The sequence below is a fragment of the Microbacterium deminutum genome, assembly GCF_039530205.1.
Lineage (GTDB): Bacteria > Actinomycetota > Actinomycetes > Actinomycetales > Microbacteriaceae > Microbacterium > Microbacterium deminutum.
Window position 1 is genome coordinate 17,945 of the sequence record NZ_BAAAOG010000008.1, and the last position, 26,998, is coordinate 44,942.

The following is a 26,998-nucleotide window of genomic DNA, read 5'->3' on the forward strand; positions in this document are numbered from 1 at the left end:
TGTGGGCCCCGTGGGGCTCGAACCCACGACCCGCGGATTAAAAGTCCGATGCTCTACCGACTGAGCTAGAGGCCCTCGGCATCCAGCCTACTTGGCGCTCGCGTGACAGCCGACCCCGTCGAGCTGCCGTCAGCCTTTGCCGCTCTTGCCCTTGCCCTTGTCTTTATCCTTGCCGTTGCCGTTGCCGTTGCCGCCCCCGTTGTTGTCTCCGGGTCCGCTGTTCGGGTTGTTCCCCGCGTTGGAGGGCGCGACGCCGTCGCCTGCGGGGGTGGTGCTCCCGCCGGCGGGTGCGACGCTGGGCGTCGGAGCCACGCCGGGCGTCGGCGCGACGGATGGCTCGACCACCTGTTCCGGCAGGGACTGGGACGGCACCGGCTGAGGAGTCGTCCCAGCGGATGTCGAAGCCGACCAGATCCCCGCACCCACGACGGCGGCGACGAGCAGCGCTCCCAACACGATCGCCGCGAGCCACGCACGCCGCCGCCGTCGAGGGTCAGGCGGACCGTCGCCGACTCGAGACGGCGCGACAGCCTCGTCGCCGGTGGTGCCGACCAGAACATCAGCCGTTGCAACCGCCGGAAGGGGCGGCAGGACCGCGGTCCTCTCCGTGCCGTCGTGGCGTGGCTGAACGGCCGTGACCTCGGGGAGGCTGGCAGGCTGCGGAGCACGGGCGTCATCGACTGCGGCCAGCTGCGAAGCGGCCATGGCGACCTCGATGGCAGTCGGACGATCATCCGGTTGCATCGCCGTCATCCCGCAGAGGAGCTGCCGCCATCGTTCATCGAGCGAATCGGAGATGGGCGGAGGGCCCTGCAGTCGTGCGACGACCGCCCCGATCCCCTGCGCGTCGGCGAAGGGCCGCACTCCCGTCAGAGCTTCGATGAGCACGATGCCGAGCGAGTAGATGTCCGCGGGCGGCGCCGGCGCCGATCCGCGCGCCTGCTCGGGGGCGATATAAGCGACGGTGCCGACCATGAGCCCCGGTGTCGTGACGCGGGCCGAATCCAGAAGGTATGCGATGCCGAAGTCGGCGATCTTCGCTCGCCATCCCTGCCCGGGCACCGGAGACTCCCAGAGCAGAATGTTCGAGGGCTTGATGTCGCGGTGCACGATTCCCGCCAGGTGGGCGACGTGCAAGCCTTCGGCGATGTCGACGGCGAGGGATGCCGCGGCGGCGGGGTCGATCGGACCACGAGCGATCCGGTCCCGCAGGGTGATCCCCTCCACGTACTCCATGACGAGGTAGCTGCCTTCGTCGTGGGAGACACGTGCGTCGAACAGGGTCACGAGGCCGTGATGGTTGAGGGATGCGAGCAGCGCCGTCTCGGACTGCGCGCGTTCCGGGGTGGCGAGTCCGTCGAGCTGAGCGCGCAGGACTTTGATGGCGACGGTGCGACCGAGCAGCGTGTCCTCGGCGCGATAGACCCGCGCCGCGCCGCCCTCGCCGATGCGCTGCTCGAGTCGATAGCGACCATCGAGAAGCTCGCCGGTCGAGATCTCACCGACCTCGCCAAGCTGAGACATGATCCTCCCTGCCACTCGCCGATCAGGGCGAGACGATGCGCGTCGGGTGCGCATGGCCTGAGGATAGCCGCGCGCCTCAGAAGACACGGAGCCCTTGACGCGGCGGGGCCTTTCGTGGCAAACGAAACGGCCCCCGACGCCGCTTGCAAGGCATCGGCGGCCGCTCCGCCCCATGGCCCGACCTCTCCCCAGGCGATCGGGCCGACCCATCACTGAGCCGGGGGCATCAGCACCGTGTCGATGAGGTACACGGTCGCGTTCGCGGTCTGCACGCCGCCGCAGATCACCGCTGCGCCGTTGACCTTCAGGTCGTCCCCGCTGCCGGTCACCTCGAGGTCGGCGCCTTGCACGGTGGTGTGCATGCCGGGAAGACCGGCGGGTTCGATCTGTCCGGGAACCACGTGGTACGTGAGGATCGACGACAGGGTCGCACTGTCGGTCTTGAGAGAGTCGATCGTCGCGGCATCGATCTTCGCGAACGCGTCATCGACCGGGGCGAAGACGGTGAACTCGCTGCCGTTGAGAGTGTCGACGAGGTTCACATCGGGGTTGAGCTGTCCGCTGACGGCAGCCGTCAGAGTCGTGAGCATCGGGTTGTTGGATGCCGCGACCGCCACCGGATCCTGCGACATGCCCTCGATCGAACCCGCTCCATCGGGAACCGCCGCTGCGTAGCCGGCGCAGCCGGGTCCGACGAGGTTCGCCGCCGGATCCGCGGTCATCGCGGTGTCTGCAGTCGTTGCCGTCGGCATCGGCTCGCCGGAAGGAGAAGCGCTCCCGCCGCTCATCGAACAGGCCGAGAGTGCGAACGCTGCGGCGACCGCGAGCGAGAGCCCTGCGGTGATGTGCATCTTCTTGCTGAGCATGACTTCCTCCAGGTGCAAGCCCGGAGGACTCGCGTGGTCTTCGTCCACCGCCGGTCGACGGCTTACCGATGTTCTTCGCGCTTGTCCGCGGATCGGATTGGAGGGGATGCGCGCATCCGCGCAGCTGCCGACATCCGGTGTTCTCACAGGCGGCCGCGCAATCCGATGCGGACGCAGGAGCGAACAACCGCCGAACACTGGGGGAAGCATGTCGCTGATCATCATCGGACTGCTCGGCGGTCTCATCACCGGGATCTCGCCGTGCATCCTGCCGGTGCTGCCGGTCATCTTCCTCACCGGTGGGGCGCAGTCCGCCCGCTTCGACGGCGATCCGCTGCCGGCGTCGCGCTGGCGGCCGTACCTCGTGATCGCCGGGCTCATCACGAGCTTCACCCTGGTGACGCTCATCGGGTCGCTCGTGCTCGGCCTGCTCCACCTGCCGCAGGACATCATCCGCTGGGTCGGCATCGCCGTGCTCGTCGCCATCGGCATCGGCCTGCTGGTGCCGCGATTCGAGCAGCTGCTCGAGAAGCCGTTCCAGAAGCTCGCGCGGCGCAGCGAGGTGACGAACAAAGGAAGCGGATACGGTGTCGGGCTGGCGCTCGGCGCAGTCTTCGTGCCGTGCGCGGGCCCGGTGCTCGCGGCGATCATCGTCGCGGGATCGACAGGGCGCATCGGCCTTGACACCGTGCTGCTGACGCTGTCGTTCGCGGTCGGCGTCGCCATCCCGCTGCTGTTCTTCGCACTCGCCGGGCGGGGGCTCATCGAGCGCATCAAGGCGTTCCGCACCCACGAACGCGGTCTGCGGATCGCTGCGGGCGTCGCGATGCTCGTCCTCGCTGCGGGCCTGGTGTTCAACGTGCCGCAGATGCTGCAGCGACTCGTGCCCGACTACACCGCCGAGCTGCAGCGCAATCTCACAGACAACTCGGACGCGCAGCGCGCCCTGGATCTCGGCGGTCTCGTCAACGCTGAGAACAAGGATCTCGACCAGTGCACGAACGATGCGACGGACCTTCAGTCGTGCGGTACGGCGCCGAGCATCCGCGGCATCCAGCAGTGGCTCAACACGCCCGGAGGGCGGGCCGTCGACCTCGCCCGGCTCCGCGGCCACGTCGTGCTCATCGACTTCTGGGCGTACTCGTGCATCAACTGCCAGCGCAGCATCCCTCACGTGGTGGCGTGGGATGCCGCCTACCGCGCCGCCGGACTCGAGGTGGTCGGCATCCACTCACCGGAGTACGCGTTCGAGAAGGATGCCGCGAACGTCGCAGCCGGCGCCAAGGCCTTCGGCATCACTTACCCGGTGGCGCTAGACAACAGCCTCTCGACCTGGACGAACTACCGCAATCGCTACTGGCCGGCGCACTACCTGATCGACGCGGAGGGGACGGTGCGTCACATCGCGTTCGGCGAGGGGAACTATGCCGCGACCGAGAAGCTGATCCGCGAGCTGCTGGCCGACGCGGATCCCGCCGTCGCGCTGCCCGCCGAGACCGAGGTGCAGGACGCGACCCCCGCGTCGGGGTCGCGCACGCATGAGACCTTCCTCGGATCTTCGAAGGACGTGAACTTCGCGGGGCCGGATGCCTATCGCGCCGGAGAAGGCGACTTCTCCGTTCCCGCGGACCAGCCCGCCGACTCGTTCGCGCTCGCCGGGAAGTGGCGCGTCGAGACGCAGTACGCCGCGCCTGCGACTGCGGCGGGCGGCGGCATCCGGCTCGATTTCCACGCCGCTGAAGTGCGCATGGTGCTCGCCGGCAGCGGCACGGTGACGGTGCGACTCGACGACGGCGCGGCGAAGAAGATCTCGGTCGACGGGGTGCCACGCGCCTACTCGGTCGTCGAGGGCGCCGACGGATCGTCCGGGGTGCTCGACGTCTCGGTCTCGCCCGGGGTCGAGGTCTACTCCTTCACCTTCGGGTGAGGCTTGATGACCTGGGGAGCGGGGGTAGGGCATGCTGAAGTCATGGTCATCGACGGAGCAGACGTGCCGGAAGGCGCTCTCGAGCCGGTCGATCAGGTCGGTGTGCTGCTGCTGCTGGCCGCACAGGGCGACCAGCAGGCGTTCGCACGGCTCTACGACATGCTGGCGCCGCGCGTGTTCGGCCTCATCCTGCGCGTGCTCGTCGACCGGTCGCAGAGCGAGGAGGTTCTGCAGGAGGTGTTCCTCGAGGTCTGGCAATCCGCGGGCCGTTTCGCTCCGAACAGGGGGCAGGGCAGGTCGTGGATCCTCACGATCGCGCATCGTCGGGCCGTCGACCGCGTGCGATCGGCGCAGGCGAGCGCGGATCGCGACATCCGCGTGGGGCTGCGCGACCTCGACGTCGCGCATGACGGAGTGGCCGAACAGGTGGAACTGAAGATCGCGGGCGAGCGCGTCGCCGGGGCGCTGGCGACGCTTCCGGAGGCCCAGCGCGAAGCCCTGACCCTCGCCTACTACGGGGGTTACTCTCAGAGCGAGATCGCAGCCCTCGTCGGCGCCCCGCTCGGCACGATCAAGACGAGGATGCGGGACGGACTGTCCCGCCTGAGAGCGCAGATGGGGGTGACAGCATGAACGAGGACGAGTTCGCCGAGCTCGCGGCGGGGTATGCGCTCGATGCGCTGTCACCCGCGGACCTCGTGGCCTTCCAGAACGCGCGGGCGCAGCATCCCGAATGGGAGCGGCTGGTGGTGACGGATGCCGAGACCGCCGCGCTCCTCGCGGAGAGCATCACACCCGTCGCGCCACCCGCCGGCATTCGCGACGCACTGCTCGCGCGGATCGCCTCGGCCCCGCGGGGCGAGGCGGATGCAGAATCCGCGGACACCCGGCCGTCGGCCACGAAGGTCGTCGGAGCGTACGCCGCACCCCGCCTCGATGCGCCTCTGAGCGCCGAGCCTGCCGAGATTGCGGCCGCCGACCTGCCGGGGGCTGAGCTCGCCGGCGCTCCGCTCATGGAGCCCGCCGAGGCTCCGGCCGTGGAGCCTGCCGACACACCGGCCGTCGAGCCTGACGAATCCACCGTGGAGCCGGCCCGCGCGTCGCCGGCCGCGGGGGAGCCCGCGCCGGATACAGCGACGATTCAGGCGATCTCGCGGCGCAACTGGACGCGGGGGATGCTCGGGCTCGCGGCATCCCTCATCCTGCTCGTGGCGCTGGGCTTCGGCGCCGTCGCACTCGGGCAGATCATCAACCGTCCCGCGGCGGTGACCGCTCTCGAGCAGATCGAAGCCGCGCCCGATGCGCAGTCGGCGACAGCGCAGGTCAGCGACGGCGGCACAGCGACCGCGCACTGGTCGGAGTCGGTCGGCAAGGTCGTCCTCGTATCTCACGGGCTTCCATCGATCGATCGCAACCAGAGCTTCGAGATGTGGTTCGTGCGCGGCGGCAAGCCGGTGTCGGCGGGAACGTTCGACGACTCGACGAAGGCGACCGTTCTGCTCGACGGCAGCGTGCAGCCCGGGGATGTCATCGCCGTGACCGTCGAGCAGCAGGGCGGATCTCCGAGCGGCCAGCCGACAACCGATCCGATCGTGACCATCCCGACAGCATGACGCGCGGTCCGGGATCGCAGCGATGCGAGGCGGGTAGCCTGGAATCGTGAGCGACGAATCGAGGGAGTTCCACAAGCCGGTGCGGCGCCCCGCCGAGGTCTTCGATCGGCGGTTCTCGGCCGAAGACCCCGCAGAGGTGTCGCGCGTCGCCCACTCGACGGCCCATGCGCTGCTGGCGCGGGTGCGGGCGGATCCGAGCGGTGAGGTCGTCGAGCGGCTGGTCACCTTCACCGACGAGCACGGCATCGACGACATCGCCGAGCTGTGGTCGCGGTCGCCGTCTCGTTCGCTGCCTGGCGCGCTCTGGCGCCTGTATCTGCTGCAGCTGATGATCCACGACGATCCGCAGACGGCCGCGCTGCTGTACGAGCGGGGTCGTGCCGAACTGAGGTCGGCCGACGAAGTCGTGGCGGGTGCCCCGAGCCCCGCCGGCCCTGACGAACTCGTCGCCCTCGTCGACACGATCCTGCGAGGACTGTTCGAGGGGGACTTCGCCGTCGCGCTCGACCGTGCGGCGGCGTTCTGCCGAGTGCAGACCGCCGGCGCGAGTCACCTCGCCGACGACTACGAGCCCACCGAACCCGAGCGGGCATCGGCACTCACGACACGCGCGCTGCGCCTCGCGGACTACGCGAGCGACCTCTCCGCCTGCGCGGTGCTGTGGCGGCGCGAGGCCCTGAGCTGAGGCGTGCTGCGGGGCAGGCCGGGAGCGGCCTGCTGCGCCTCGGCATGAAAGTGCCGGGCCGCAGAACGCCCGCTGCTGGTGCCGGCTTCGCCGGGAGAGGCGCTCTGCACGGCGGCACAGAAGTGCCGGGCCGCAGAACGCCCGCTGCTGGTGCCGGCTTCGCCGGGAGAGGCGCTCTGCACGGCGGCACAGAAGTGCCGGGCCGCAGAACGCCCGCTGCTGGTGCCGGCTTCGCCGGGAGAGGCGCTCTGCACCTCGGCACAGAAGTGCCGGGCCGCAGAACGCCTCTCGGCGCAAGGCCGCTCGCGGCGGCAGAAGATGGAGCCCGGGGTTACTGCGGCCCGGCTGAACCAGTGTAACCGAGCGACACGGCCGATGATTCCCGACACCTTAGGCTCGATGCATGGCTTCGCGTTTCGCGCTCATGATCGACCCCGCGGCATCCGACGATCTCCGCACGGACTTCGCCGACAGCTTCACGGTCGTCGACCCGACGGCACCCGCGCTCAACGTCAGCGAACTCAGCACGCAGCGTGGCGACGGCATCTTCGAGTCGATCGGCGTCGTGGAGGGGCACGTGCAGGAGACCCGGGCCCACCTCGCCCGCCTCGCGCACTCCGCGCAGCTGTGCGACCTGCCGGCGCCGAACCTCGCGCAGTGGCGGCAGGCGATCGCGCTCGCGACGGCGCACACCGGCTCGGGCGAAGGGGTCATCAAGCTGATCCTCAGTCGCGGCGTGGAGCACGGTCCGGCCCCGACCGCGTGGCTGACCTCGGCTCCGGCGCCGGATTTCTCGGCGCCGCGGACTCGCGGCATCCGCGTCGTCACTCTGGATCGCGGCATCGACAGCGGCGCGCCGTCGCGCGCGCCGTGGCTGCTGCTGGGTGCGAAGACGCTGTCGTACGCCGTGAACATGGCGGCGATCCGCGAGGCCAAGCGACGAGGAGCGGATGACGCGATCTTCGTCTCGTCGGACGACGTCGTGCTCGAGGCTCCGACCGCATCGGTGATCCTGCGGTTCGGGGACCGGTTCGTCACACCGGCGCCGGCGTCCGGCATCCTGCACGGGACCACCCAGCTCAGCCTCTTCGAGCACCTCGCCGAACGCGGGTTCGCGACGGACTATGAGACGGTGTCCGCGAGCAGCTTGAGGCAAGCGGATGGCGCGTGGCTGGTGTCGAGCGTCCGACTCGCGGCGCCGATCACCGCGATCGACGGCGACGAGATGTCGCACGACGCCGAGTTCTCGGCATCCCTCAATCAGTACCTGCTGAGTCCGCGCGACTGAGCTCGACCCGGTCGCGACCCTATCCGAAACGGCCGGAGACGTAGTCCTCGGTGGCCTGCACGCTGGGCGTGGTGAAGATGTTGCGGGTGTCGTCGTACTCGATGAGCTTTCCGGGCTTGCCGGTGCCCGCGATGTTGAAGAACGCGGTGCGGTCCGACACGCGTGACGCCTGCTGCATGTTGTGGGTCACGATGACGATCGTGTAGTCCTGCTTGAGCTCTTCGATGAGCTCCTCGATCGCGTAGGTCGAGATCGGGTCCAGAGCCGAACACGGCTCGTCCATCAGCAGCACCTCGGGTGAGACAGCGATCGCGCGGGCGATGCACAGACGCTGCTGCTGGCCGCCGGAGAGTCCCGAGCCTGGCTTGTCGAGGCGATCCTTGACCTCGTTCCAGAGGTTGGCGCCCTTCAGCGACTTCTCGACCAGCGCATCCGCGTCGGAGCGCGAGATGCGGCTGTTGTTGAGCTTCACGCCGGCGAGCACGTTCTCCTTGATCGACATGGTCGGGAACGGGTTCGGCCGCTGGAACACCATGCCGACCTGGCGACGGACGAGGACGGGGTCGACGCCGGGGCCGTACAGGTTGTCGCCGTCGAGCAGCACTTCACCCTCGACGCGCGCGTTCGGGATGACCTCGTGCATGCGGTTGAGCGTGCGGAGGAAGGTGGACTTGCCGCACCCCGACGGGCCGATGAATGCCGTGACGCTGCGAGGCTCGATGGAGAGGGAGACTCCCTCGACGGCGAGGAAGTCGCCGTAGTACACGTGAAGGTCGTTGACTTCGATGCTCTTGGACAAAGGTCTGATTCTTTCGGGTGGGAGTGTCAGCGGCCGGTCTTCGGCGAGAAGATCCTCGCCACCAGTCGCGCGACAAGGTTGAGGATCATGACGATCAGGATGAGGGTCAGCGCGCCCGCCCACGCCCGGTCGAGATAGGCCTCCGCCGGGATTCCCTGGTTCGCATATTCGGTGTAGGTGAAGACGGGGAGTGTCTGCATGCGGCCGCTGAAGAGGTCGTAGTTCATGCTGTTCGTGAAGCCCGCGGTGATGAGCAGCGGCGCAGTCTCGCCGATCACGCGCGAGATCGAGAGCATGATGCCCGTCGTGATCCCGGCGAGCGAGGTCGGCAGCACGACCTTCACGATCGTGCGCCACTTCGGAACCCCGAGCGCGTACGACGCTTCGCGCAGTTCGTTCGGCACGAGTCGCAGCATCTCCTCGGTCGATCGGACGACGACCGGGATCATCAGCACCGCCAGCGCGATGGATCCCATGAACCCCATCCGGATGCCGGGACCGAAGAAGAGGGCGAAGAGCGCGTACGCGAAGAGACCGGCGACGATCGACGGGATGCCGGTCATGACGTCGACGAGGAACGTGATGCCCCGCGCCAGGCGCTTGCCCTCGCCGTACTCGACGAGGTACACGGCCGCCATCAGCCCGATCGGGATCGAGATGATCGCCGCAGCCCCGGTGATGAGCAGCGTGCCGATGATCGCGTGGAGCGCGCCGCCCCCTTCACCGACGACGTTGCGCATGGATGACGTGAAGAAGAGCGCGTCGAAGCGGTTGATGCCGTTGACGATCACGGTCCACGTGACCGAGACCAGCGGCACCATCGCGATCAGGAACGCCGCGGCGACCACGCCCGTCACGAGGCGGTCGACCGCCTTGCGGCGACTCTCGACGATGGCCGAGACGGTGAAGATCAGGACGAGATAGAGCAGACCGGAGGTGACGAGCCAGCCCGCGAAGTTGAGCCCGCCACCGGAGCCGAGCGCCATGATCACGAAGACGATGAGCATCACGGCGAGCGAGCCGCCGAGGATCCCCCATACCGCGGCAGTGGGCAGGTTTCCTGTGGTGAGCTTGGAGGGCGGCGGCGGCGGAGCGCTGCGCTGCTGCGGAGGGGTGACGGTGACGGTCATCAGTTGGCCCCCGAGAATTCCTTGCGACGATTGACGATCCACCGAGCGAGGAAGTTGACGCCGAAGGTCACGATGAACAGGATCAGGCCCGTCGCGATGAGGACGTTGATGTTCGTCCCGAACGCCTCGGGGAAGGTCAGGGCGATGTTCGCAGCGATGGTCGACGGGTTGGTCGAGGTGAACAGCTGGAAGGTGACGGTCCCCGTCGCCGAGAGCACCATGGCGACGGCCATCGTCTCGCCGAGGGCACGACCGAGACCCAGCATGGATGCCGAGACGATGCCGCTGCGCCCGAACGGGAGGACCGCCATCCGGATCATCTCCCAGCGTGTCGCCCCGAGCGCGAGCGCTGCCTCTTCATGAAGTGTCGGAGTCTGGAGGAAGATCTCTCGGCTGATCGCCGTGATGATGGGCACCACCATGACGGCGAGCACCATGGCGGCGGTGAAGATCGTGCGCCCGGTCGCCGACACCTCGCCTCCGAAGAGCGGGAACCATCCGAAGTTGGCATTGAGCCACGCGTAGACGGGCTGGACCGCGGGTGCCAGAACCAGGATCCCCCACAGCCCGAAGACGACCGAGGGGACGGCGGCCAGCAGGTCCACGATGTAGCCGAGGGTCTGCGCCAGTCGGCGCGGCGCGTAGTGGGAGATGAAGAGCGCGACCCCGAGCGAGAGCGGGACGGCCATCAGGAGCGCGAGGAGGGCCGCCCAGATCGTTCCGAACAGCAGCGGCCAGACGTAGTCCCAGAAGTTCGTGGTGAGAAGCGACGCGTCGGCCGAGGAGGCGCCCACGGCCGGAATCGACTGGATGATGAGGAAGATCGCGACGGCCGCGAGCGTCACGAGGATCATCGATCCCGCGGCCAGGGCGGTGCCCGAGAACCAGAGATCTCCGGGGCGCTGCTTCGCCGGGATCTTCGCCTCAGCTGTGGCGGCTGTCATTTCTGCCGTTCGTGTCCAGTGGATCGTTGATTCGGTGTATCGGCCCCGGACGCACCGCTGCGGTCGCGTCCGGGGCCGATCACATTGTCCTACTTGATCTGGTCGATCGCCGCCTGCGACTTGGACGCGAGGTCCGACGAGATCGGCGCGCTGCCCGCGGCGGTCGCCGCTGCCTTCTGCCCGGCCTCGCTGACCGCCGTTGTGAAGAAGCCCTTGACGAGAGCGGCCGCGGCAGCGTCCTTGTACTCCACGCAGCCGATGAGGTAGCTGACGAGCATGACGGGGTACGCGCCGGACTGCTCGGTGGTGCGGTTGATAGCGAATGCGAGGTCGGTCGGTGCACGGCCGGTCTCAACCGATGATGCGTCGAGCGCGATCGATGCACCGTCTGCGGACGGATCCACCCACTGGGTGCCCACCTGGACCGTCACGGCGCTCAGGTCGGCGGTCTGCGAGTGGTCTGCGTAGCCGATCGTGCCATTGCCGCCCTTGATCGCGTTGACGACACCCGAGGTGCCCTGCGCGGCCTCACCGCTCTTGAGCGGCCACTCTTCGACGGATCCGTATGTCCAAACCGAAGGTGCTGCCTGCGAGAGGTAGTCGGTGAAGTTCGCCGTCGTCCCCGACTTGTCGGAGCGGTGGACCGGAGTGATGGCGAGATCCGGGAGGGTGACTCCCGAGTTGGTCGCGGCGATTGCGGGATTGTTCCAGTTGGTGATCGTGCCGGCGAAGATCCCGGCGATCGTGGCGGCGTCGAGCTGGAGTTTGTCAACACCCTTCAGGTTGAACGCGATGGCGATCGGCGAGACGTAGGCCGGGATCTCGACAAGGTCGGAACCGGAGGCACACGCGTCGAACGGGCCCGCCGCGATCTCGTCGACCTTGAACGCGCGGTCGGAACCCGCGAATGACACGGCGCCCGACTGGAAGGACTGGCGGCCGGTGCCGGAGCCCTGTGGGTCGTAGTTGACGGTCACGTCCGGGTTGGCTGTCTGAAACTCTGCGGTCCAGGCCTGGATGGCGACCTGCTGCGAGGTGGCGCCGGAACCATCGAGCGTGCCCGACAGGGCAGGTCCGGCACTCTGGGAGGGGGTGCTGCCGCCGCCGCTCTCATTCGAGGCACAACCAGCAAGAGCAAGGGCAGCGATCGCGCCGATGGCGGCGACCTGTGCGATTCGGGTGAGCTTCACTGTGAATCCTTCATGGTTTTCAGGGGATCGAGCCCGGTGCAGGGCTCGCTCCGAAGGTAGGAGCCGACTCTTACCAGAGTGGGTTCCAGCGGTAAACGGAAGGTGAACTCCTCACGCGGGAGTAAGGCCCGTTCCTTGTGATTTCAATAGAGTGAGGCCATGGCAAAGGCGACGAAGGCCGAGCGCGCGGCGCTCGAGGCGATCGAAGAAGCTGCGCGTGCCGCGAAGCAGGCCAAGCGCGTCGCAAAGGAGCTTCCGAAGAAGTCGGGCGGCAAGATCCGCGATCTGGTGGATGACGCTCTCGACGCCTCGGAGGCGTCCAAGAAGGACATTCGCAACAAGCCGAAGAAGGTGGCCAAGCGTGCGCGGACGGCGACGGAGCGACTCTTCATCGCGACCGACAAGGCGCTCGAGCAGGCCGCGCGGAAGGCCGCGCTGCGCGCCGACGCGGAGCGCATGAAGACGGATGCCAAGCGCTCCGCGGCCGAGGCAGCCCGCTACGCGACCACAGCGAAAGAGCTGAAGAAAGCCGCGGCGAAGGCCGGGAAGGCCGCCGCGGGGGCCGAACGCGAGGCCGAGGAATCCCGAGCCGCTGTCACGGCGCGGCTCGCCGAAGGGGAGTCCCATCCGGAGATGCCGACGGATGCCGCCTCTCCGGCCGACGAAGCCGAGGCGCCTGCGACGCCCGCGGACACGTTGCCGGCGGACGAGCCCCCGCCCGTTGAGGAGCCCGCGCCCAAGCCTGCCCCCGAGCCCGAGCCCGAGCCCGCCCCCGCCGCCGCCGCCGCGGATACCGCGCCCGAGGCTGCACCGAGAACTCCCCGCCGACGCCCGAGCCGGACGGCTGCGCAAGTCGCGGCATCCGATCTCTCCGCGCTCACCGTGGTGCAGCTGCGCGAACGGGCGCGCGCGGCGGGCAAGACGGGCTATTCGCGCCTGTCGAAGGCCCAGCTCGTCGAACTCCTCGCCTGAGGTGTCCGCCGCGACCGTCCAGGGCGTCCTCGATCGCGAGGCGGCTGCGCCGCCGTCCCGCACGCTCGTCGACATCCTGCGCGAGTCTGCGGCCCGGCACCCTCAGGCGTCGGCGATCGACGACGGATCGGGCGCGCTGAGCTATCGCGAGCTGATGTCCCTCGTGGATCGCACGGCCGCGCGCCTGCACGACGCCGGCGTGCGACGCGGCGACCGGGTCGGCGTGCGCGTCGCATCGGGGTCGAAGGAGCTGTACGTGTCGATCCTCGGCATCCTCGCTGCGGGGGCGGCCTATGTGCCCGTCGACGCGGACGACCCCGACGAGCGTGCCCGGCTCGTGTTCGGCGAGGCCGCCGTGCGGGGGATCATCGGCGGACCGGGGGAGTATTCGCCGATCCGCCCGCCCGGCGACTCCGTCGCGCCGAGCGACGGCGTGCCCGCGCTGCTGTTCGACGGCGCTCCGTCGCATCCCAGCACGAGGGCGGTCATCGCCGCGCCGCCGCCGACCCCGGCCGACGACGCGTGGATCATCTTCACGTCCGGCTCGACCGGCGTGCCCAAGGGTGTCGCGGTGAGCCATCGGTCCGCCGCCGCCTTCGTGGATGCCGAAGCCCGGCTGTTCCTGCACGATGCGCCGCTCGGGCCGGGTGACCGGGTCCTCGCCGGGCTGTCGGTGGCGTTCGACGCTTCGTGCGAGGAGATGTGGCTCGCATGGCGGCACGGCGCGTGCCTCGTGCCAGCGCCGCGCTCGCTCGTCCGCTCCGGCGAGGATCTCGCGCGGTGGCTCGTGCGCCAGGCGATCTCGGCCGTCTCGACCGTGCCCACGCTGGCTGCGATGTGGCCGACCGATGCGATCGAGAACGTGCGGCTGCTGATCTTCGGCGGCGAGGCCTGTCCGCCGGAGCTGGCGGTTCGGCTCGCTGCCGACGGGCGCGAAGTCTGGAACACGTACGGGCCGACCGAGGCGACCGTGGTCGCCTGTGCCGCATTGCTGGGCGATGACGGCCCGGTGCGGATCGGCCTGCCGCTGGACGGCTGGTCGCTCGCCGTGGTCGACGCCGAGGGGCAGCCCGTCGCCGAGGGGGAGTCGGGCGAGCTCATCATCGGCGGCGTCGGCCTCGCGCGCTACCTTGATCCCGCCAAGGATGCCGAGAAGTACGCGCCCATGCCCACGCTCGGCTGGGACCGCGCGTACCGATCGGGCGACCTCGTCCGCTTCGACATCGAGGGACTCGTCTTCCAGGGCCGGGCCGACGACCAGGTCAAGGTCGGCGGGCGGCGCATCGAGCTCGGCGAGGTGGAGTCCGCCCTGCAGGATCTGCCAGGGGTCACGGCCGCGGCCGCGGCGGTGCGGACGACGGATGCCGGAGTGCCCGTGCTCGTCGGATACCTCGTCGCCTCGGAATCCGACGAGTTCGACCGCGGCGCGGCGCGGATGGAGCTCGCCCAGCGACTGCCGTCGGCGATCGTGCCGCTGCTCGCGCTGGTGGACGACCTGCCCGTGCGCACCTCCGGAAAGGTCGACCGCGACGCGCTGCCCTGGCCGCTTCCCGGAGTCGAAGCCCCCGCCGTGGACTTCACCGGCACCGAGGCGTGGCTCGCCGAGCAGTGGCAGTCGGTGCTCGGGATGCCGGTGCCCTCGCGTTCCGCGGACTTCTTCGACCTGGGCGGCGGATCGCTGGCCGCGGCACAGCTCGTCTCGCGGATCCGGACCCGCGTCCCCGAGTTCTCGGTGGCGGACATCTACGACGTGCCCAGGCTCGGGGCGATGGCGAAGGCCCTGGGTGTGATCGCGGACGACGATGACGCGGCCGGGTTCCGTCAACCCGAGCCGACACCTCGTTCCACGCAATGGGTGCAGACGCTCGTCGGCTTCCCCCTGTTCATCCTCACCGGCATCCGGTGGCTCCTCTATCTGCTCACCGCGAGTGCGCTGCTTCAGCTCGTTCCGGGCTTCGACGCGCTTCCGACAGCGCCCTGGTGGGTGATCATCGTTGGGCTGCTGGTATTCGCGACGCCATTCGGGCGCATGACCGTCTCCGTCGTCTTCGCGCGTGCGCTGCTGGCCGGCGTGAAGCCCGGCGACCATCCTCGCGGCGGCTCGACGCACGTGAGGCTCTGGCTCGCGGAGCAGATCGCCGATCAGGTCGACGCCGTAGGCCTGGCGGGCGCTCCCTGGGTGATCTACTACGCGCGGGCGCTGGGGGCGAAAGTGGGCAACGACGTCGATCTGCACGCCCTTCCGCCCATCACCGGGATGCTGGAGGTCGGCGACCGCGCCGCGATCGAGCCCGAAGTAGACCTGCGCGGCTACTGGATCGACGGCGACCTGCTGCGGCTCGGCGCGGTGCGCATCGGCGCCGACGCGACGATCGGCGCGCGCAGCACCCTCGCCCCGGGAGCCCGCATCGGACAGCGCGCCGAGATCGCTCCGGGATCGGCCGTGTTCGGGCGCGTACGCGCGGATCAGTCCTGGGCCGGCTCTCCTGCCGCGCGTGTCGGCGGAGTCGCCGAGGGCTGGCCAGCCGAGCCCGCACCTCACGCGCGGCGATGGCTCTGGGCCTACGCCGCCTCGTCGGCGCTGCTCGGTCTGCTGCCGATCGCGGCCTTCGCGGTCGGCGGCCTCGTGATCGGTCAGGGGATCCGCGGCGCCGACACTCTGCTCGCGGCGTTCGGCCTCTCGTTCGTGTGGCTCGTCCCGGCCACCCTGACGGTCGGCGTGGTGTTCGCGGCATCCGTCGTCCTGCTCGTGCGAGTGCTCTCCATCGGTCTCACGGAGGGCACGCATCCCGTCCGCAGCCGTGTGGGCTGGCAGGCCTGGACGATCGAGCGCCTGCTCGACTCGTCGCGTACGATGCTCTTCCCGCTGTACTCGAGCCTGTTCACGCCGGTCTGGCTGCGGATGCTGGGCGCCGAGGTGGGCCGGGATGTCGAGGCCTCGACCGTCCTGCTGATTCCGTCGCTGACCCGTATCGGAGACGGTGCATTCCTCGCCGACGACACGATGGTGGCGTCGTACGAGCTCCGGCGAGGCTGGCTGCGGATCGGTTCCGTGCGGATCGGCGAGCGGGCGTTCCTCGGCAACTCCGGCATGGCCGCAGCCGGTCACCGCGTGCCGCGCGGGAGTCTCGTGGCCGTGCTGTCGTCGGCGCCGGTGAAGGCGAAGCCCGGGTCGTCCTGGCTCGGCTCTCCCGCCGTGCGCCTGAGGCGGGTCTCGGCCGAAGGCGATGAGACGCGCACCTACCGGCCGTCGGCCGGGCTGCGGCTCGCACGGGCGCTGTGGGAGATTGGCCGCATCGTCCCGGTCTTCGTCACGTGCGGGATCGGCCTCATCGTGCTGTTCGGACTGGCCGGACTGCTCGACGCGATCGGTGCGGTGTGGACGGTGCTGCTGTCCGGTGCTGTCATGCTCGCGGCCGGCGCGCTCGCCGCCGCCGTGTCGACACTCGCGAAGTGGCTGATCGTCGGCCCGATCCACGCCGGAGAGCAGCCGCTGTGGTCGAGCTTCGTCTGGCGGACTGAAGTGTCGGACACGTTCACCGAGATGGTCGCCGCGCCCTGGTTCGCGCGCGCCGCCTCCGGCACGCCCGCCCTGGCCGTGTGGCTGCGCTCGCTCGGCGCGAAGATCGGGCGGGGGGTGTGGTGCGACAGCTACTGGCTGCCCGAACCTGACCTGGTGACCCTCGGCGACGGCGCCACCGTGAACCGCGGCTGCGTTGTGCAGACGCACCTCTTCCATGATCGAATCATGAGTATGGACACCGTCGAACTCGAGGCAGGAGCCACGCTGGGCCCGCACAGCGTCATCCTTCCCGCAGCGACCATCGCCGCCCACGCCACCGTCGGCCCGGCATCCCTCGTGATGCGCGGCGAGACGGTCCCCGTCGGCTCGCGCTGGAGCGGCAACCCGATCGGTCCCTGGCGGGCGGTCAAGATCCGCAGCTACCAGTCGACATCGTGATCGGCATCCACCACGACGAGTACGTCCCGCAGAGCGGCGACCCGAGGTTCGACGTCGAGGCGTACGAGCTGAACGTCGGCTATCGCGTCCGCACCAACCGGCTCGAAGGTCGTGCGGTCATCAACGCGATCGCCGTGGTCCGCACGTCCTCGATCGCGCTGGATCTGATCGGGCTGCGCGCGACGCGGGTCCGCGTGGACGGCGACCGCAGAACGTTGTTCCAGCAGGGTCCGCGAAAGCTCCGGCTGACCACCGCCCGCGCGCTCGAACCCGGCGAGCCGTTCTCCATCGAGGTCCTGTACTCCGGCGTACCGCGTCCGCGTCGATCGCGCTGGGGCACCATCGGGTGGGAGGAGCTCGAGGACGGCGCGTTGGTCGCCTCGCAGCCGATCGGCGCCCCGACGTGGTTCCCGTGCAACGACCGGCCTGACGACCGCGCGCGGTATCGAATCGCGGTGACCACCGAATCCGCCTACACGGTCGCCGCGACGGGCCGCCCGATCGACGTCTCACGCGGGGGTGCGAACTCCACGTGGCGTTTCGAGAGCAGCGTGCCGATGGCGACCCACCTTGCGGCGGTGCACGTCGGCCCGTACCGCGAGCTCGTGCTCGACGCGCCGCGGGGACCGAACGGCTCGATCGGGCGGGTGCTGCATCCGGTCGCATCGGCCGGGATCGCGCGCCGCGCATTCGGGGATGTGCCGAGGATGATCGCGGTGTTCGAGGAGGCGTTCGGGCCGTATCCGCAGGAGGACTGCACGATCGTGCTCACGCCCGACGACCTCGAGATCCCGCTCGAGGCGCAGGGGATGGCGGTGTTCGGTGCGAACCACACGGACGACGCGTCGAAGCGCCTGATCCCGCACGAGCTCGCCCATCAGTGGTTCGGGAACAGCGTCGGTGTCGCGCGGTGGCGGGACATCTGGCTGAACGAGGGCTTCGCGTGCTTCGCGGAGTGGCTGTGGTCCGAGCGATCGGGAGGTCCGACGATCGCGGCGCACGCAGAGGCCCATCACGCGCGTCTGAGGATGCTGCCACAGGATCTGGTGCTCTCGGACCCCGGACCCGCCCGCATGTTCGACGACCGCGTCTACAAGCGCGGCGCGCTGGTCCTCGAGGCGCTGCGGCGGACGGCGGGGGATGCCGCGTTCGCGGCGCTGCTGCGGGAGTGGGCCGCCACGCATCGGCACGGCGTCGTGACCACCGCCGACTTCCGCTCCTGCGTGGCCGTCACCACCGGCTCGACCCACGACGCGCTGCTCACGGCGTGGCTGGACCAGCCGCAGCTGCCAGCCCTTCCCCGGCGCTGACCGGTTCCATAGCGACGCTCACGATCGTCCCTGGAGGGCCGGGCACATCCCAGCCGTTGAAGACCCGCGGGGAGTCCTCGACAGTGGCGTTCCACGCCCCTTCGCCCTCTCGCAGCGAGACGGTCGCCGGCGCCACGCGCAGACCTCGACCATCCGCCTTGAGCACGGCCTCGACGCGCGTCCACTCGCGCAGCGACGACGACCGGCCCGGATGGATGATGCCGCGCATGGCCGCAGCGCTCCGGCGCGGATCGCTCACCGACTCGGCGTCGATGCCGACGGCTGCCGCGACCGCCTTGCCGGCGGTGCATACGATCGCGAATCCGCCCGCGTACGTGACGGAGGCGACGACGTCCGCTCCGACGATCCGCACCGGGCCGTGCGGCGCGCCGCACTGCGGGCACACGTTCGTGATCGAGGCGGCCGGAGCCCCGACCATGGCCCGCAGCAGCTGCCAGGCGATTCCGCGCCGCGCGGTGCCTGGCGGTATCGGCATCCACTGCACCGCGACCGCACTGGGCAGCACGACGTCACACTTTCGGCTCGTGCGTCTCGATCGCGACGATGCCCGACCCGGGATTGTCGACCGACATGTGCACGACCGAGAACGCGCCGGGCTCGAGGGCGGATGCGCTGCCGAGGTACGAGCCCCGAAGCGTTCCCGTCGCGAGGGCGAGTTCGCTCATGATCTCGGGAAGGACGGGTCCGTGACTGCACAGCACGGCCGGCTTGCGCGAGCGGACCCGTTCGCCGATGACCGTCCGTGCATCCGACTTGCCGTCCTCCCACAGGTCCTGACTGATGAGCGGCGAGGTGACGATCTTGCGGCCCAGTGAGGTCGCAAGGGGGGTCACGGTCTTGATGCAGCGGGTCGCCGGACTCGACACGACCTTGCGTGCGCCGAATGCGATCAGCGGACCGACGATGGCGTAGGCCTGTCTGCGACCTCGCTGCGAGAGCGGTCGCGCCGTGTCCTTGCCCTTCCACTCCTCACGTCCGAGCGCCTTCGCATGACGAAGCGCGATGATCGGGAAGGTGCGCAGCACGCCCTCGTCCACGAGGCGCACGAAGTTCTCGAGGATCTCGACATCGACGGGGTAGCTGAGTCGACCCTCCGCCTTCTTGACGGGCAGCCATTCCAGCGCTGCGATCTCGCGATTGGGCACGAACGCGGACGCGCGGATGGCGGAATCGGTCGCCTCGGCCGCCCAGTAGTGGACGATCTTCTGACCCTTGCTGGGCAGGTTGTAGCGCGACACGCCCACAGGCACGCCGAGCGCAACGCGGATGCCGGTCTCTTCGAAGATTTCGCGCACCGCGGTCTCGGCGAGCATCTCGCCGGGGTCGACCTTGCCCTTGGGCAGGGTCACGTCCCGGTATCGCGTGCGGTGGATCAGCAGCACCATGAGCTTCTCATCGACGACACGCCAGATGACGCCTCCGGCCGCATAGACAGCGGTCTCGGTCATCGCACCGCCCGTGCCCGGCGCCGACGCTGGACGTTGGCCATGGTGCGGTCCTGCAGGTCGATCAGCGGCTTGCCGTTCTCGCCGATGCTGTGTCGCGTCCACTCGCCCTCGGGCCCCAGCCACCACGAACTCGTGCCGTCGCTCATCGCCTGATCGAAGAAGTCCGCGAACTCCTTCAGGTGCCCGGGCGCCACCACGCGTTCGAGGGCCTCGACGCGCCGATCGAGGTTGCGGTGCATCATGTCGGCACTGCCGATGAAGACCTGCGGATCCCCGTCGTTCTCGAACATGAAGATGCGGGAGTGCTCGAGGTAGCGTCCCAGGATGCTGCGCACCCGGATGTTCTCGCTCACGCCCTCGACGCCGGGCTGCAGCGCACAGATCCCGCGGACCCACACTTCGACCGGCACGCCGGCCTGGCTGGCGCGGTAGAGCGCATCGATCATCTGCTCGTCCACCATCGAGTTGACCTTGATGCGGATGCGCGCCGGCCTGCCCGCGAGGGCATTGCGTCGCTCCTTGTCGATCAGGCGAAGCAGCCCCTTGCGAAGATGCAGCGGCGCCACCAGCATGCGCTTGAACTTCTTCTCGATCGCGTAGCCCGACAGCTCGTTGAAGAGCCGTGTCAGGTCGCGCCCGACCTGGTCGTCGACGGTGAAGAGGCCATAGTCCTCGTACATCCGGCTGGTCTTCGGGTTGTAGTTGCCGGTGCCGACGTGGCTGTAGTGCCGCAGGACGCCGTCCTCCTCGCGGATGACGAGTGCGAGCTTGCAGTGGGTCTTCAGTCCGACGAGTCCGTATACGACGTGCACGCCCGCCTTCTCGAGCTTGCGCGCCCACACGATGTTGGCAGCCTCGTCGAATCGCGCCTTCACCTCGACGAGGGCCAGCACCTGCTTGCCCGACTCGGCCGCGTCGATCAGCGCCTGCACGATCGGGCTGTCGCCGGAGGTGCGGTACAGCGTCTGCTTGATGGCGAGCACGTGCGGATCGCGGGCAGCCTGCTCGAGGAACCCCTGCACGCTGGTCGCGAACGACTCGTACGGGTGATGCACCAGCACGTCGCCCTTGCGGATCGCCGCGAAGAAGTCGGTGCGCCCGTTCTGCTCGGCCGGCTGGAACGCGACCGCCGTCGTCGGGACGTGCGCGGGGTAGTGCAGTTCGGGACGATCGATCTTCGCGAGGTCGAACAGGCCCCGCAGATCGAGCGGTCCCGGCAGGCGATAGACCTCCTGCGCCGTGATGTCGAGCTCGCTGATGAGCAGGTCGAGCGTCAGGCTGTCCATGTCGTCACCGACCTCGAGGCGGATCGGGGGGCCGAAGCGCCGGCGCAGCAGTTCGGCCTCGAGCGCCTGGATCAGATTCTCGGTCTCGTCCTCCTCGATCGCCACATCCTCGTTGCGGGTGAGGCGGAAGGTGTGGTGGTCGAGGATCTCCATGCCGGGGAAGAGGTCCTCGAGATGATTGGAGATGAGGTCCTCGAGCGGAAGGAATCTCGCCGTCTCGCCGTCGTGGGGGAGCTCCACGAAGCGGGGGAGCATCGGCGGCACCTTGAGGCGCGCGAACTCCTGACGGCCCGTCCGCGCGTTGCGGATGCGGATCGCGAGATTGAGCGAGAGGCCCGAGATGTACGGGAAGGGGTGGGCGGGGTCGACGGCCAGCGGCATCAGAACCGGGAAGACCTGCGCGTGGAAATAGTCGTACAGCTCGGCACGATGCGCGTCGTCGATGTCGTCCCACGAGACGAGCTCGATCCCCACTTCAGCGAGCGCCGGTCGCACCAGCGATCTCCACGCGTCCGCGTGCCGCAGCTGCAGCGAGTGCGCGTCGGCCGAGATGTCGGCGAGCACCTCCTGAGGCGCCCGGCCCACGTTCGTCGGCACCGCGAGCCCCGTGATGATGCGGCGCTTGAGGCCGGCGACGCGCACCATGAAGAACTCGTCGAGGTTGCTCGCGAAGATCGCCAGGAAGTTCGCCCGCTCGAGCACCGGCAGGGTCGGGTCTTCGGCGAGTTCGAGGACGCGCTGGTTGAATGCGAGCCAGCTCAGCTCGCGGTCGAGATAGCGGTTCTCGGGAAGCTGCGAGTCGAAGGCCTCCGAGAGGTCGAAGTCGTCGTCGTCCGCGTCGCCGAGGCCCGCGTCGAGCACCTCGTGTTCGATCATCCCCTCATCATTGCAGGGTGAGGTGTCGGGCGTGTGAACAACTGTTCTCGTCGTCGCGGGGTCAGGAGCCGGTGCGCTCGCGGGGTGCCGGGAGCTGGTCTTCCTCGTAGACGTTGAAGCGATATCCCACGTTGCGCACCGTGCCGATGAGCTGTTCCAGGTCGCCGAGCTTGGCCCGCAGGCGCCGCACGTGGACGTCCACCGTGCGGGTCCCCCCGAAGTAGTCGTAGCCCCACACCTCGCTCAGCAGCTGCTCGCGCGTGAAGACGCGGGAGGGATGCGTGGCGAAGAAGTGCAGGAGCTGGAACTCCTTGTAAGTCAGATCCAGCGGCTTTCCATGGACCTTCGCCGAGTACGACGACTCGTCTATCGAGATGCCGGACGTCTGGATCCGCGTCGAGACCTGCTCCGCCGTCTGCCTGCCGATGGCCAGCCGGATCCTCGCGTCGACCTCGGCGGGGCCCGCGGTGACCAGGATGACGTCGTCGACTCCCCAGTCCGTCGAGACGGCCGTGAGGCCGCCCTCGGTCACGACGAGCAGCAGCGGCGCGTCGAGGCCCGTGGTGTTGAGGATCTTGCACAGCGACTTCGCGCCGACGAGGTCCACGCGCGCGTCGACGAAGATGACATCGGCGCTCGGCGCATTCACCAGCGAGGCGGGTTCGGCCGGGATCTGACGCACACGGTGACTCAGGAGTTCGAGAGAGGGCAGGACAGGACCCGCCCCGTGCGTGGAGCTCAGAACCAGAAGCTGTGCCAAATGCGTCACCCTCTCGGCGTGTCAGTCGCCGTGAACCCCAGTGTAGAGCGTGAGCGCCGCCGCCTCTCGTGGCGGAGGCGTGAGACGCGCGGGATGCCCGTTCGCGGCATCCGTGCACTCCACGCGATCGTGCGCGACAATGGGGCCGTGGCCATTCCGGAACTCGCTCCCCGCCGTACGTTCGGCGGCGTCATCGCGGTGTGGGTGATCGCGGCCGTCGTAGGCGTCGCGATCGGGATCTTCGTCAGCGCCGAATCGCGTGCCGCATGGCTCGCAGTGGGATTGGGCGGATGCCTCATCCTGGCGTTCGCCATCCAGCTGTGGACGGGTCGATCGCAGGGCTTCACGCAGCGGGTCGCGGCGAGCATCCTCGGCGCACTGCTGGTGATGGGCGTCCTCAGCCTGGGATTCGGCCTGGCGTCGATCGTGACCGTGTAGCGCCGCCCGGCACGACTGGCCTGGCTACACTGGGGACATGGATCTCGTCGCGCTCGAACTCTTCTTCGTGGGCCTGTTGGGACTCGCCTCGCTCGCGATCGCCTTCGTCTCCGTCGTGGTGCTGAAGAACCTGTACCGCGGCCAGCGCTGACAGGTCGCGCCGTGTTCGACCTGCCGACCGACCTCCCCGCCGATCTCGCGCCGCTGTCGTGGCTCGTGGGCATCTGGGAGGGCACCGGCGTCATCGACTACGACGATCACGCCTTCACGGGCGAGTTCAGCCACCGGGTGAGCTTCAGCCACGACGGCGGCGACTACCTGAACTACTCCGCGAGCGCGTGGCTGCAGGGCGCGGCCGCAGCCGACGAGGCGCCTGCGACGCTGCTGGTGGCCGAGATGGGATACTGGCGCCTCGCGCGGCCCGCCACGGATGCCGACGCCGGACCCGGTCTGCTCCCGCCGGCCGCGGCGGCTGTGCCGCGCACGGCGGACGACGTCGAGGCGCTGCGCAACCCGGCCGGCGGCTTCGACATCGAGGTTTCCCTGGTGCACGCCGACGGGGTCAGCGAGCTGTACCTCGGACAGATCAAAGGCCCCCGCATCGACATCGCCACGGATGCCGTCGTCCGCCCGGCCGGTGCGAAGACGTACGCCGCCGCGTCTCGGATGTACGGTCTCGTGGACGGGCACCTGCTCTGGGCCTGGGACATGGCGGCGCTCGGCCGTGAGCTGGCAGCGCACGCATCGGCCCGCCTCGCGCGGGTCGAATGACGAAAGGCACGTGATGATGTCGGACCCGTTCGCAGGACTCCCGGGGGCCGTCGTCGACGAACGGGGCCTGCGCCATCTGGGCAACCCGCTCGGCGAGCAGCGCGCGCTGGCGTCGGGCGCGGCGGTCGCGCCCCTCGGCGACCGAACCGTGCTCGCAGTCACGGGCGAGGACCGGCTTTCGTGGCTCGACTCGCTCACCTCGCAGGCGCTGACCGCGCTCGCGCCCGGGGAGAGCACCGAGCTGCTCGTGCTCGACCCGCACGGACACGTCGAGCATGCGGCATCCGTCATCGACGACGGCGAGACCGCGTGGCTCATCGTCGACCGGGGTGATGCCGAGGGCCTGCTGTCGTGGCTGCGCAAGATGCGGTTCCGCCTGCGCGTGGATCCGCGCGACGCCGGCGACGAGTACGCGGTCATCGGCGGAACGTCGGCGGCGCTCGACGCGGTCGCCGCCGCGGCGCCCGCGGACGTGCCGCTCGTCTGGCACGACCCCTGGCCGGGCATCACGGCCGGCGGGTACGGCTATGCGGTGGTCGAGCAGCATCCCGGAGCGGACCGCGACTGGGCGGAGGCCATCGTCACGCATGCCGAGGCGCAGCGCGTCGCGGATGCCGCGGCGGCGGGAGAGGTCGCACTCGCCGGGCTGCTCGCGGCCGACGCCCTCCGCGTGGCCGCGTGGCGGCCGAGCTGGTCGGCCGAGGTCGATGAACGGGTGCTGCCTCACGAGCTCGACTGGATCCGCACCGCCGTGCACCTGAGCAAGGGCTGCTATCGCGGCCAGGAGACGGTCGCCAAGGTGCACAACCTCGGACACCCGCCGCGACGACTCGTCGCTCTGCAGCTCGACGGCAGCGACAGCGTGCTGCCGTCGCGCGGTGCCGCGGTGCGCGTGGGCGCCGACGTCGTCGGCGCCGTGACCTCGGCCATCCTGCACTTCGAGGAGGGTCCGATCGCGCTGGCCGTGGTGCGCCGCGGCGTGCCCGTCGACGCCGAGCTGACGGTCGAGACCGATGCGGGCACGATCTCTGCCGCACAGGAGGTCATCGTCCCCCCCGAGGCAGGGGCGACGGCGAACGTGCCGCGGCTGACGCGGCTCTCACGGCGCGCGCCCGCGAAGTGAGCGACGCCGCGTGAACGGCGGCCGCGACCCGTCACCCCCGACTTCGGCGCTGACCGCGACGATCCCCACAGGCTGGCGGGCGCGCCTCGATCCGCGCCGGGGATTCGCGCGCGTCGGGGATTCGGCCGTCCCGATCCTTCAGATCGTCGTCGCGGCGACGGGCGCGTATGTGTTCGCCGTGTACGTGCTGGGGCACCCGGCACCGCTTCTGGCGGCGACCGTCACGGTCTCGAGCCTCGGACTCGTCCGCGACGCGCGGCCGCGGCGCGTGCTCGAGACGGTGGTCGGGATGCTGGTGGGGATCCTCGTCGCCGAGCTGCTGCTGCTCGTGGCCGGCTCGGGCTGGTGGCAGCTGGCGCTCGCACTCGCTCTCACGCTGGGGGTTGCGCGGTTCCTGTCGGCGCAGCCCGGATTCGCGATCGCCGCCGCCATCCAGTCGCTCATCGTGATGGTGATCCCGGCGGGCGCCCCGTGGATCAGGCTCGTCGACGGCGTGGTCGGCGGTGTCGCCGCGCTGCTGGTCACGGCACTCATCCCGCGCAATCCGCGCGCCGCCGAGGTCCGCGATGGCGGAGCGCTCTTCGACGCGGTCGACAGCACTGCCGGGACGCTGTCGCAGGCGCTTCGCCGTGGCGACCGCCTGCGAGCCGCGCGCGGGCTCGAGAAGGCCCGGGCACTGCAGTCGCTCGTGGATGCCTGGCGCGAGTCGCTCGATTCGGGGCTCGCGATCGCGCGCATCTCGCCATTCCTTCGCCGGCAGCGCTTCGACCTCGAGCGCCACGAGCGGATCCGTCAGGCGATGGACCTCGCGACGCGCAACCTGCGGGTGGTCGCGCGGCGCGTGGTCTACCTCTGCGACGACGGACAGGCCCGCCCGGTGGCGGCGGAAGTGCTCGGCGAACTCCTGCGCGCGTGCGACCTGATCCGCGGATCGCTCACCGACATCTCGCTCGAGCCGATCGCCCAGGAGACGCTGCGCGCCGTGGCGGCGCGTCTGGATCCGGCGACGCTGCTGCCGGGGGCCGGGTTCGGCGACCAGAACCTGATCGCGGCGATGCGGCCCCTCGCCGTGGACCTGCTCGTCGCCACCGGCATGGAATCCGCCGAGGCGCGGGCGTGCGTGCCGCGGATCTGAGCCCCCGCGGTCGTCGAGCGAGGACGCGAAGCGACCGAGACGAAACGCGCTGAGCCGATCGTCACGTCTGTGGCGTTTCGTCTCGCGTTCGGTTCGCTCAAAGACCGGATGCCGGCGCCACGGCTTCCCACGGCACGGTGACCTCGCCGAGCCGCCAGCGGGAACGCTCGAGCAGCGGCCATCCGGCATCCCGCATCGTCGCCAGCGCCGCCTGCCATCGCTGCACCGGACCGAACGGCGACATGCCGGCCGCGCGCTCCCACTCCGTGTCGAGGGCGCGCAGGAACCCGTGCACCCGCTCGCCGGGGACGTTGCGGTGGATGAGCGTCTTCGGCAGTCGCTCGGCCGCGATCGCGGGATGCTCGAGCCCGGAGAGGCGCAGCGACACGGTGAGCGTTCGGGGCGTGGCATCCGAGCCGATCGCGACCCACGTGACGATGCGACCGAGCTCGTCGCAGGTCCCCTCGACCAGCAGGCCGTTCGGCGAGAGGCGACCGGCCATCCGGCGCCACGCCTCGGACACATCGCTCTCGTCGTACTGACGGAGGACGTTCATGGCACGGATCACGGCCGGGGGTCGGCCCTGCGGTGTCGCGATCTCGAAGCCGCCGAGGCCGAACGAGACGCGGGCGTCGGGGGCGAACGGGGTGCGACCTGCCCGCACCTCGGCGAGCTGGGCCTGTGCTCCGGAGACGCGTGCCGGGTCGATCTCGAGGCCCAGCACCTCGACATCGGGGCGGGCGCGGGCCAGGCGGGCGTGCAGCTCGAGGGCCGTGACGCCGCTCGCCCCGTACCCGAGATCCACCACGAGCGGGTCTGCTGCGCCACGGAGAGCAGGATGCCGGGCGATCCACCGATCGACGCGTCGCAGCCGGTTCGTGCCCGTGGTGCCGCGGGTCACCTGTCCGACGGGGGAGCGACCGGAGCGCAT

Annotated in this window: 23 protein-coding genes and 1 tRNA gene; 12 read left to right on the forward strand and 12 right to left on the reverse strand. The window is 69.7% G+C overall.

The genetic code is table 11. From position 1 onward, the window contains the following. Positions 1-2: 2 nt before the first annotated feature. The 3 genes from ABD212_RS15660 to ABD212_RS15670 form a co-directional block, all read right to left on the reverse strand. Positions 3-75: transfer RNA gene (locus ABD212_RS15660), tRNA-Lys, on the reverse strand. Positions 76-129: 54 nt separating this feature from the next. Beyond that, complete coding sequence (locus ABD212_RS15665; protein ID WP_344096346.1) at positions 130-1,524, reverse strand: serine/threonine-protein kinase; 1,395 nt, start codon at positions 1,522-1,524, stop codon at positions 130-132. Positions 1,525-1,733: 209 nt separating this feature from the next. Then, positions 1,734-2,390 (reverse strand): fasciclin domain-containing protein, encoded by a 657-nt coding sequence (locus tag ABD212_RS15670; RefSeq protein ID WP_344096348.1) that lies wholly within the window; start codon positions 2,388-2,390, stop codon positions 1,734-1,736. 208 nt (positions 2,391-2,598) lie between these two features. Here ABD212_RS15670 and ABD212_RS15675 point away from each other — a divergent pair, with 208 nt between their 5' ends. The 5 genes from ABD212_RS15675 (at position 2,599) to ABD212_RS15695 (ending at position 7,903) form a co-directional block, all read left to right on the forward strand. Beyond that, a complete protein-coding gene (locus tag ABD212_RS15675) occupies positions 2,599-4,317 on the forward strand; it encodes a cytochrome c biogenesis protein CcdA (protein ID WP_344096350.1) in 1,719 nt (572 codons plus the stop codon). Positions 4,318-4,359: 42 nt separating this feature from the next. Continuing rightward, complete coding sequence (gene sigK / locus ABD212_RS15680; protein ID WP_344096352.1) at positions 4,360-4,950, forward strand: ECF RNA polymerase sigma factor SigK; 591 nt, start codon at positions 4,360-4,362, stop codon at positions 4,948-4,950. After that, positions 4,947-5,930 carry an anti-sigma factor gene (locus ABD212_RS15685; RefSeq protein WP_344096356.1) on the forward strand — a complete coding sequence of 328 codons (984 nt, stop codon included), beginning with the start codon at positions 4,947-4,949 and terminating at the stop codon, positions 5,928-5,930. Before sigK ends, ABD212_RS15685 begins: the two co-directional genes overlap by 4 nt. A 46-nt stretch (positions 5,931-5,976) precedes the next feature. After that, on the forward strand, positions 5,977-6,615 hold the full coding sequence (locus ABD212_RS15690; protein WP_344096359.1) for a DNA-directed RNA polymerase subunit beta: 639 nt from the start codon (positions 5,977-5,979) through the stop codon (positions 6,613-6,615). A 403-nt stretch (positions 6,616-7,018) separates the two neighbouring features. Then, positions 7,019-7,903, forward strand: coding sequence for an aminodeoxychorismate lyase (locus tag ABD212_RS15695; protein WP_344096361.1), 885 nt, complete (start codon positions 7,019-7,021; stop codon positions 7,901-7,903). A 19-nt stretch (positions 7,904-7,922) separates the two neighbouring features. Here ABD212_RS15695 and pstB read toward each other — a convergent pair whose 3' ends face one another. The 4 genes from pstB to pstS form a co-directional block, all read right to left on the reverse strand. Continuing rightward, positions 7,923-8,702, reverse strand: a complete 780-nt coding sequence (pstB, locus tag ABD212_RS15700; RefSeq protein ID WP_344096365.1) for a phosphate ABC transporter ATP-binding protein PstB — start codon at positions 8,700-8,702, stop codon at positions 7,923-7,925. 26 nt (positions 8,703-8,728) lie between these two features. Next, on the reverse strand, positions 8,729-9,832 hold the full coding sequence (pstA, locus tag ABD212_RS15705; protein ID WP_344096367.1) for a phosphate ABC transporter permease PstA: 1,104 nt from the start codon (positions 9,830-9,832) through the stop codon (positions 8,729-8,731). Continuing rightward, complete coding sequence (pstC, locus tag ABD212_RS15710; protein ID WP_344096370.1) at positions 9,832-10,776, reverse strand: phosphate ABC transporter permease subunit PstC; 945 nt, start codon at positions 10,774-10,776, stop codon at positions 9,832-9,834. The genes pstA and pstC overlap by 1 nt, the downstream gene beginning before the upstream one ends. Positions 10,777-10,865: 89 nt before the next feature. Then, a complete protein-coding gene (pstS, locus tag ABD212_RS15715; protein ID WP_344096372.1) occupies positions 10,866-11,966 on the reverse strand; it encodes a phosphate ABC transporter substrate-binding protein PstS in 1,101 nt (366 codons plus the stop codon). 159 nt (positions 11,967-12,125) lie between these two features. On the opposite strand from pstS, the gene ABD212_RS15720 reads away from it, so the two are divergent. From ABD212_RS15720 to ABD212_RS15730, 3 genes are read left to right on the forward strand one after another with little or no spacing between them, the layout of a single operon-like run. After that, positions 12,126-12,938 carry a hypothetical protein gene (locus tag ABD212_RS15720; protein ID WP_344096374.1) on the forward strand — a complete coding sequence of 271 codons (813 nt, stop codon included), beginning with the start codon at positions 12,126-12,128 and terminating at the stop codon, positions 12,936-12,938. 1 nt (position 12,939) lies between these two features. Next, entirely contained in the window at positions 12,940-16,899 is a 3,960-nt protein-coding gene (locus ABD212_RS15725) for a Pls/PosA family non-ribosomal peptide synthetase (protein ID WP_344096377.1), read from the forward strand. After that, entirely contained in the window at positions 16,896-18,209 is a 1,314-nt protein-coding gene (locus ABD212_RS15730) for a M1 family metallopeptidase (RefSeq protein WP_344096380.1), read from the forward strand. Before ABD212_RS15725 ends, ABD212_RS15730 begins: the two co-directional genes overlap by 4 nt. Here ABD212_RS15730 and ABD212_RS15735 read toward each other — a convergent pair. From ABD212_RS15735 to ABD212_RS15750, 4 genes are all read right to left on the reverse strand, one after another. After that, the gene (locus ABD212_RS15735) at positions 18,160-18,735 is read right to left on the reverse strand and encodes a 4'-phosphopantetheinyl transferase family protein (protein WP_344096382.1); all 576 of its coding nucleotides are present in this window, start codon (positions 18,733-18,735) and stop codon (positions 18,160-18,162) included. The genes ABD212_RS15730 and ABD212_RS15735 overlap by 50 nt on opposite strands. Before the next feature lie 4 nt (positions 18,736-18,739). Then, the gene (locus ABD212_RS15740; protein ID WP_344096385.1) at positions 18,740-19,678 is read right to left on the reverse strand and encodes an NUDIX hydrolase; all 939 of its coding nucleotides are present in this window, start codon (positions 19,676-19,678) and stop codon (positions 18,740-18,742) included. Next, positions 19,675-21,840: an RNA degradosome polyphosphate kinase gene (locus ABD212_RS15745; RefSeq protein ID WP_344096387.1), complete on the reverse strand. Its 2,166-nt coding sequence runs from the start codon at positions 21,838-21,840 to the stop codon at positions 19,675-19,677. Before ABD212_RS15745 ends, ABD212_RS15740 begins: the two co-directional genes overlap by 4 nt. A gap of 61 nt (positions 21,841-21,901) precedes the next feature. After that, the gene (locus ABD212_RS15750) at positions 21,902-22,600 is read right to left on the reverse strand and encodes a winged helix-turn-helix domain-containing protein (RefSeq protein ID WP_344096389.1); all 699 of its coding nucleotides are present in this window, start codon (positions 22,598-22,600) and stop codon (positions 21,902-21,904) included. 93 nt (positions 22,601-22,693) lie between these two features. Here ABD212_RS15750 and ABD212_RS15755 point away from each other — a divergent pair, with 93 nt between their 5' ends. From ABD212_RS15755 to ABD212_RS15770, 4 genes are all read left to right on the forward strand, one after another. Continuing rightward, on the forward strand, positions 22,694-23,038 hold the full coding sequence (locus ABD212_RS15755) for a hypothetical protein (protein WP_344096391.1): 345 nt from the start codon (positions 22,694-22,696) through the stop codon (positions 23,036-23,038). A gap of 162 nt (positions 23,039-23,200) precedes the next feature. Further along, complete coding sequence (locus ABD212_RS15760; RefSeq protein WP_344096394.1) at positions 23,201-23,809, forward strand: nitrobindin family protein; 609 nt, start codon at positions 23,201-23,203, stop codon at positions 23,807-23,809. A gap of 16 nt (positions 23,810-23,825) precedes the next feature. Next, positions 23,826-24,932, forward strand: a complete 1,107-nt coding sequence (ygfZ, locus tag ABD212_RS15765; protein ID WP_344096396.1) for a CAF17-like 4Fe-4S cluster assembly/insertion protein YgfZ — start codon at positions 23,826-23,828, stop codon at positions 24,930-24,932. Between the two features lie 10 nt (positions 24,933-24,942). Beyond that, complete coding sequence (locus ABD212_RS15770) at positions 24,943-26,067, forward strand: FUSC family protein (protein WP_344096398.1); 1,125 nt, start codon at positions 24,943-24,945, stop codon at positions 26,065-26,067. Positions 26,068-26,164: 97 nt separating this feature from the next. Here ABD212_RS15770 and ABD212_RS15775 read toward each other — a convergent pair whose 3' ends face one another. Then, entirely contained in the window at positions 26,165-26,998 is an 834-nt protein-coding gene (locus ABD212_RS15775) for a class I SAM-dependent methyltransferase (RefSeq protein ID WP_344096401.1), read from the reverse strand.

Bases quoted from the DNA above. Each gene is read 5' to 3' on its own strand.
- ABD212_RS15665 (WP_344096346.1), bottom strand. From the start codon at position 1,524: ATGTCTCAGCTTGGCGAGGTCGGTGAGATCTCGACCGGCGAGCTTCTC.
- ABD212_RS15670 (WP_344096348.1), bottom strand. From the start codon at position 2,390: ATGCTCAGCAAGAAGATGCACATCACCGCAGGGCTCTCGCTCGCGGTC.
- ABD212_RS15675 (WP_344096350.1), top strand. From the start codon at position 2,599: ATGTCGCTGATCATCATCGGACTGCTCGGCGGTCTCATCACCGGGATC.
- sigK (WP_344096352.1), top strand. From the start codon at position 4,360: ATGGTCATCGACGGAGCAGACGTGCCGGAAGGCGCTCTCGAGCCGGTC.
- ABD212_RS15685 (WP_344096356.1), top strand. From the start codon at position 4,947: ATGAACGAGGACGAGTTCGCCGAGCTCGCGGCGGGGTATGCGCTCGAT.
- ABD212_RS15695 (WP_344096361.1), top strand. From the start codon at position 7,019: ATGGCTTCGCGTTTCGCGCTCATGATCGACCCCGCGGCATCCGACGAT.
- pstA (WP_344096367.1), bottom strand. From the start codon at position 9,832: ATGACCGTCACCGTCACCCCTCCGCAGCAGCGCAGCGCTCCGCCGCCG.
- pstC (WP_344096370.1), bottom strand. From the start codon at position 10,776: ATGACAGCCGCCACAGCTGAGGCGAAGATCCCGGCGAAGCAGCGCCCC.
- ABD212_RS15720 (WP_344096374.1), top strand. From the start codon at position 12,126: ATGGCAAAGGCGACGAAGGCCGAGCGCGCGGCGCTCGAGGCGATCGAA.
- ABD212_RS15740 (WP_344096385.1), bottom strand. From the start codon at position 19,678: ATGACCGAGACCGCTGTCTATGCGGCCGGAGGCGTCATCTGGCGTGTC.
- ABD212_RS15745 (WP_344096387.1), bottom strand. From the start codon at position 21,840: ATGATCGAACACGAGGTGCTCGACGCGGGCCTCGGCGACGCGGACGAC.
- ABD212_RS15755 (WP_344096391.1), top strand. From the start codon at position 22,694: ATGCCCGTTCGCGGCATCCGTGCACTCCACGCGATCGTGCGCGACAAT.
- ygfZ (WP_344096396.1), top strand. From the start codon at position 23,826: ATGTCGGACCCGTTCGCAGGACTCCCGGGGGCCGTCGTCGACGAACGG.
- ABD212_RS15775 (WP_344096401.1), bottom strand. From the start codon at position 26,998: ATGCGCTCCGGTCGCTCCCCCGTCGGACAGGTGACCCGCGGCACCACG.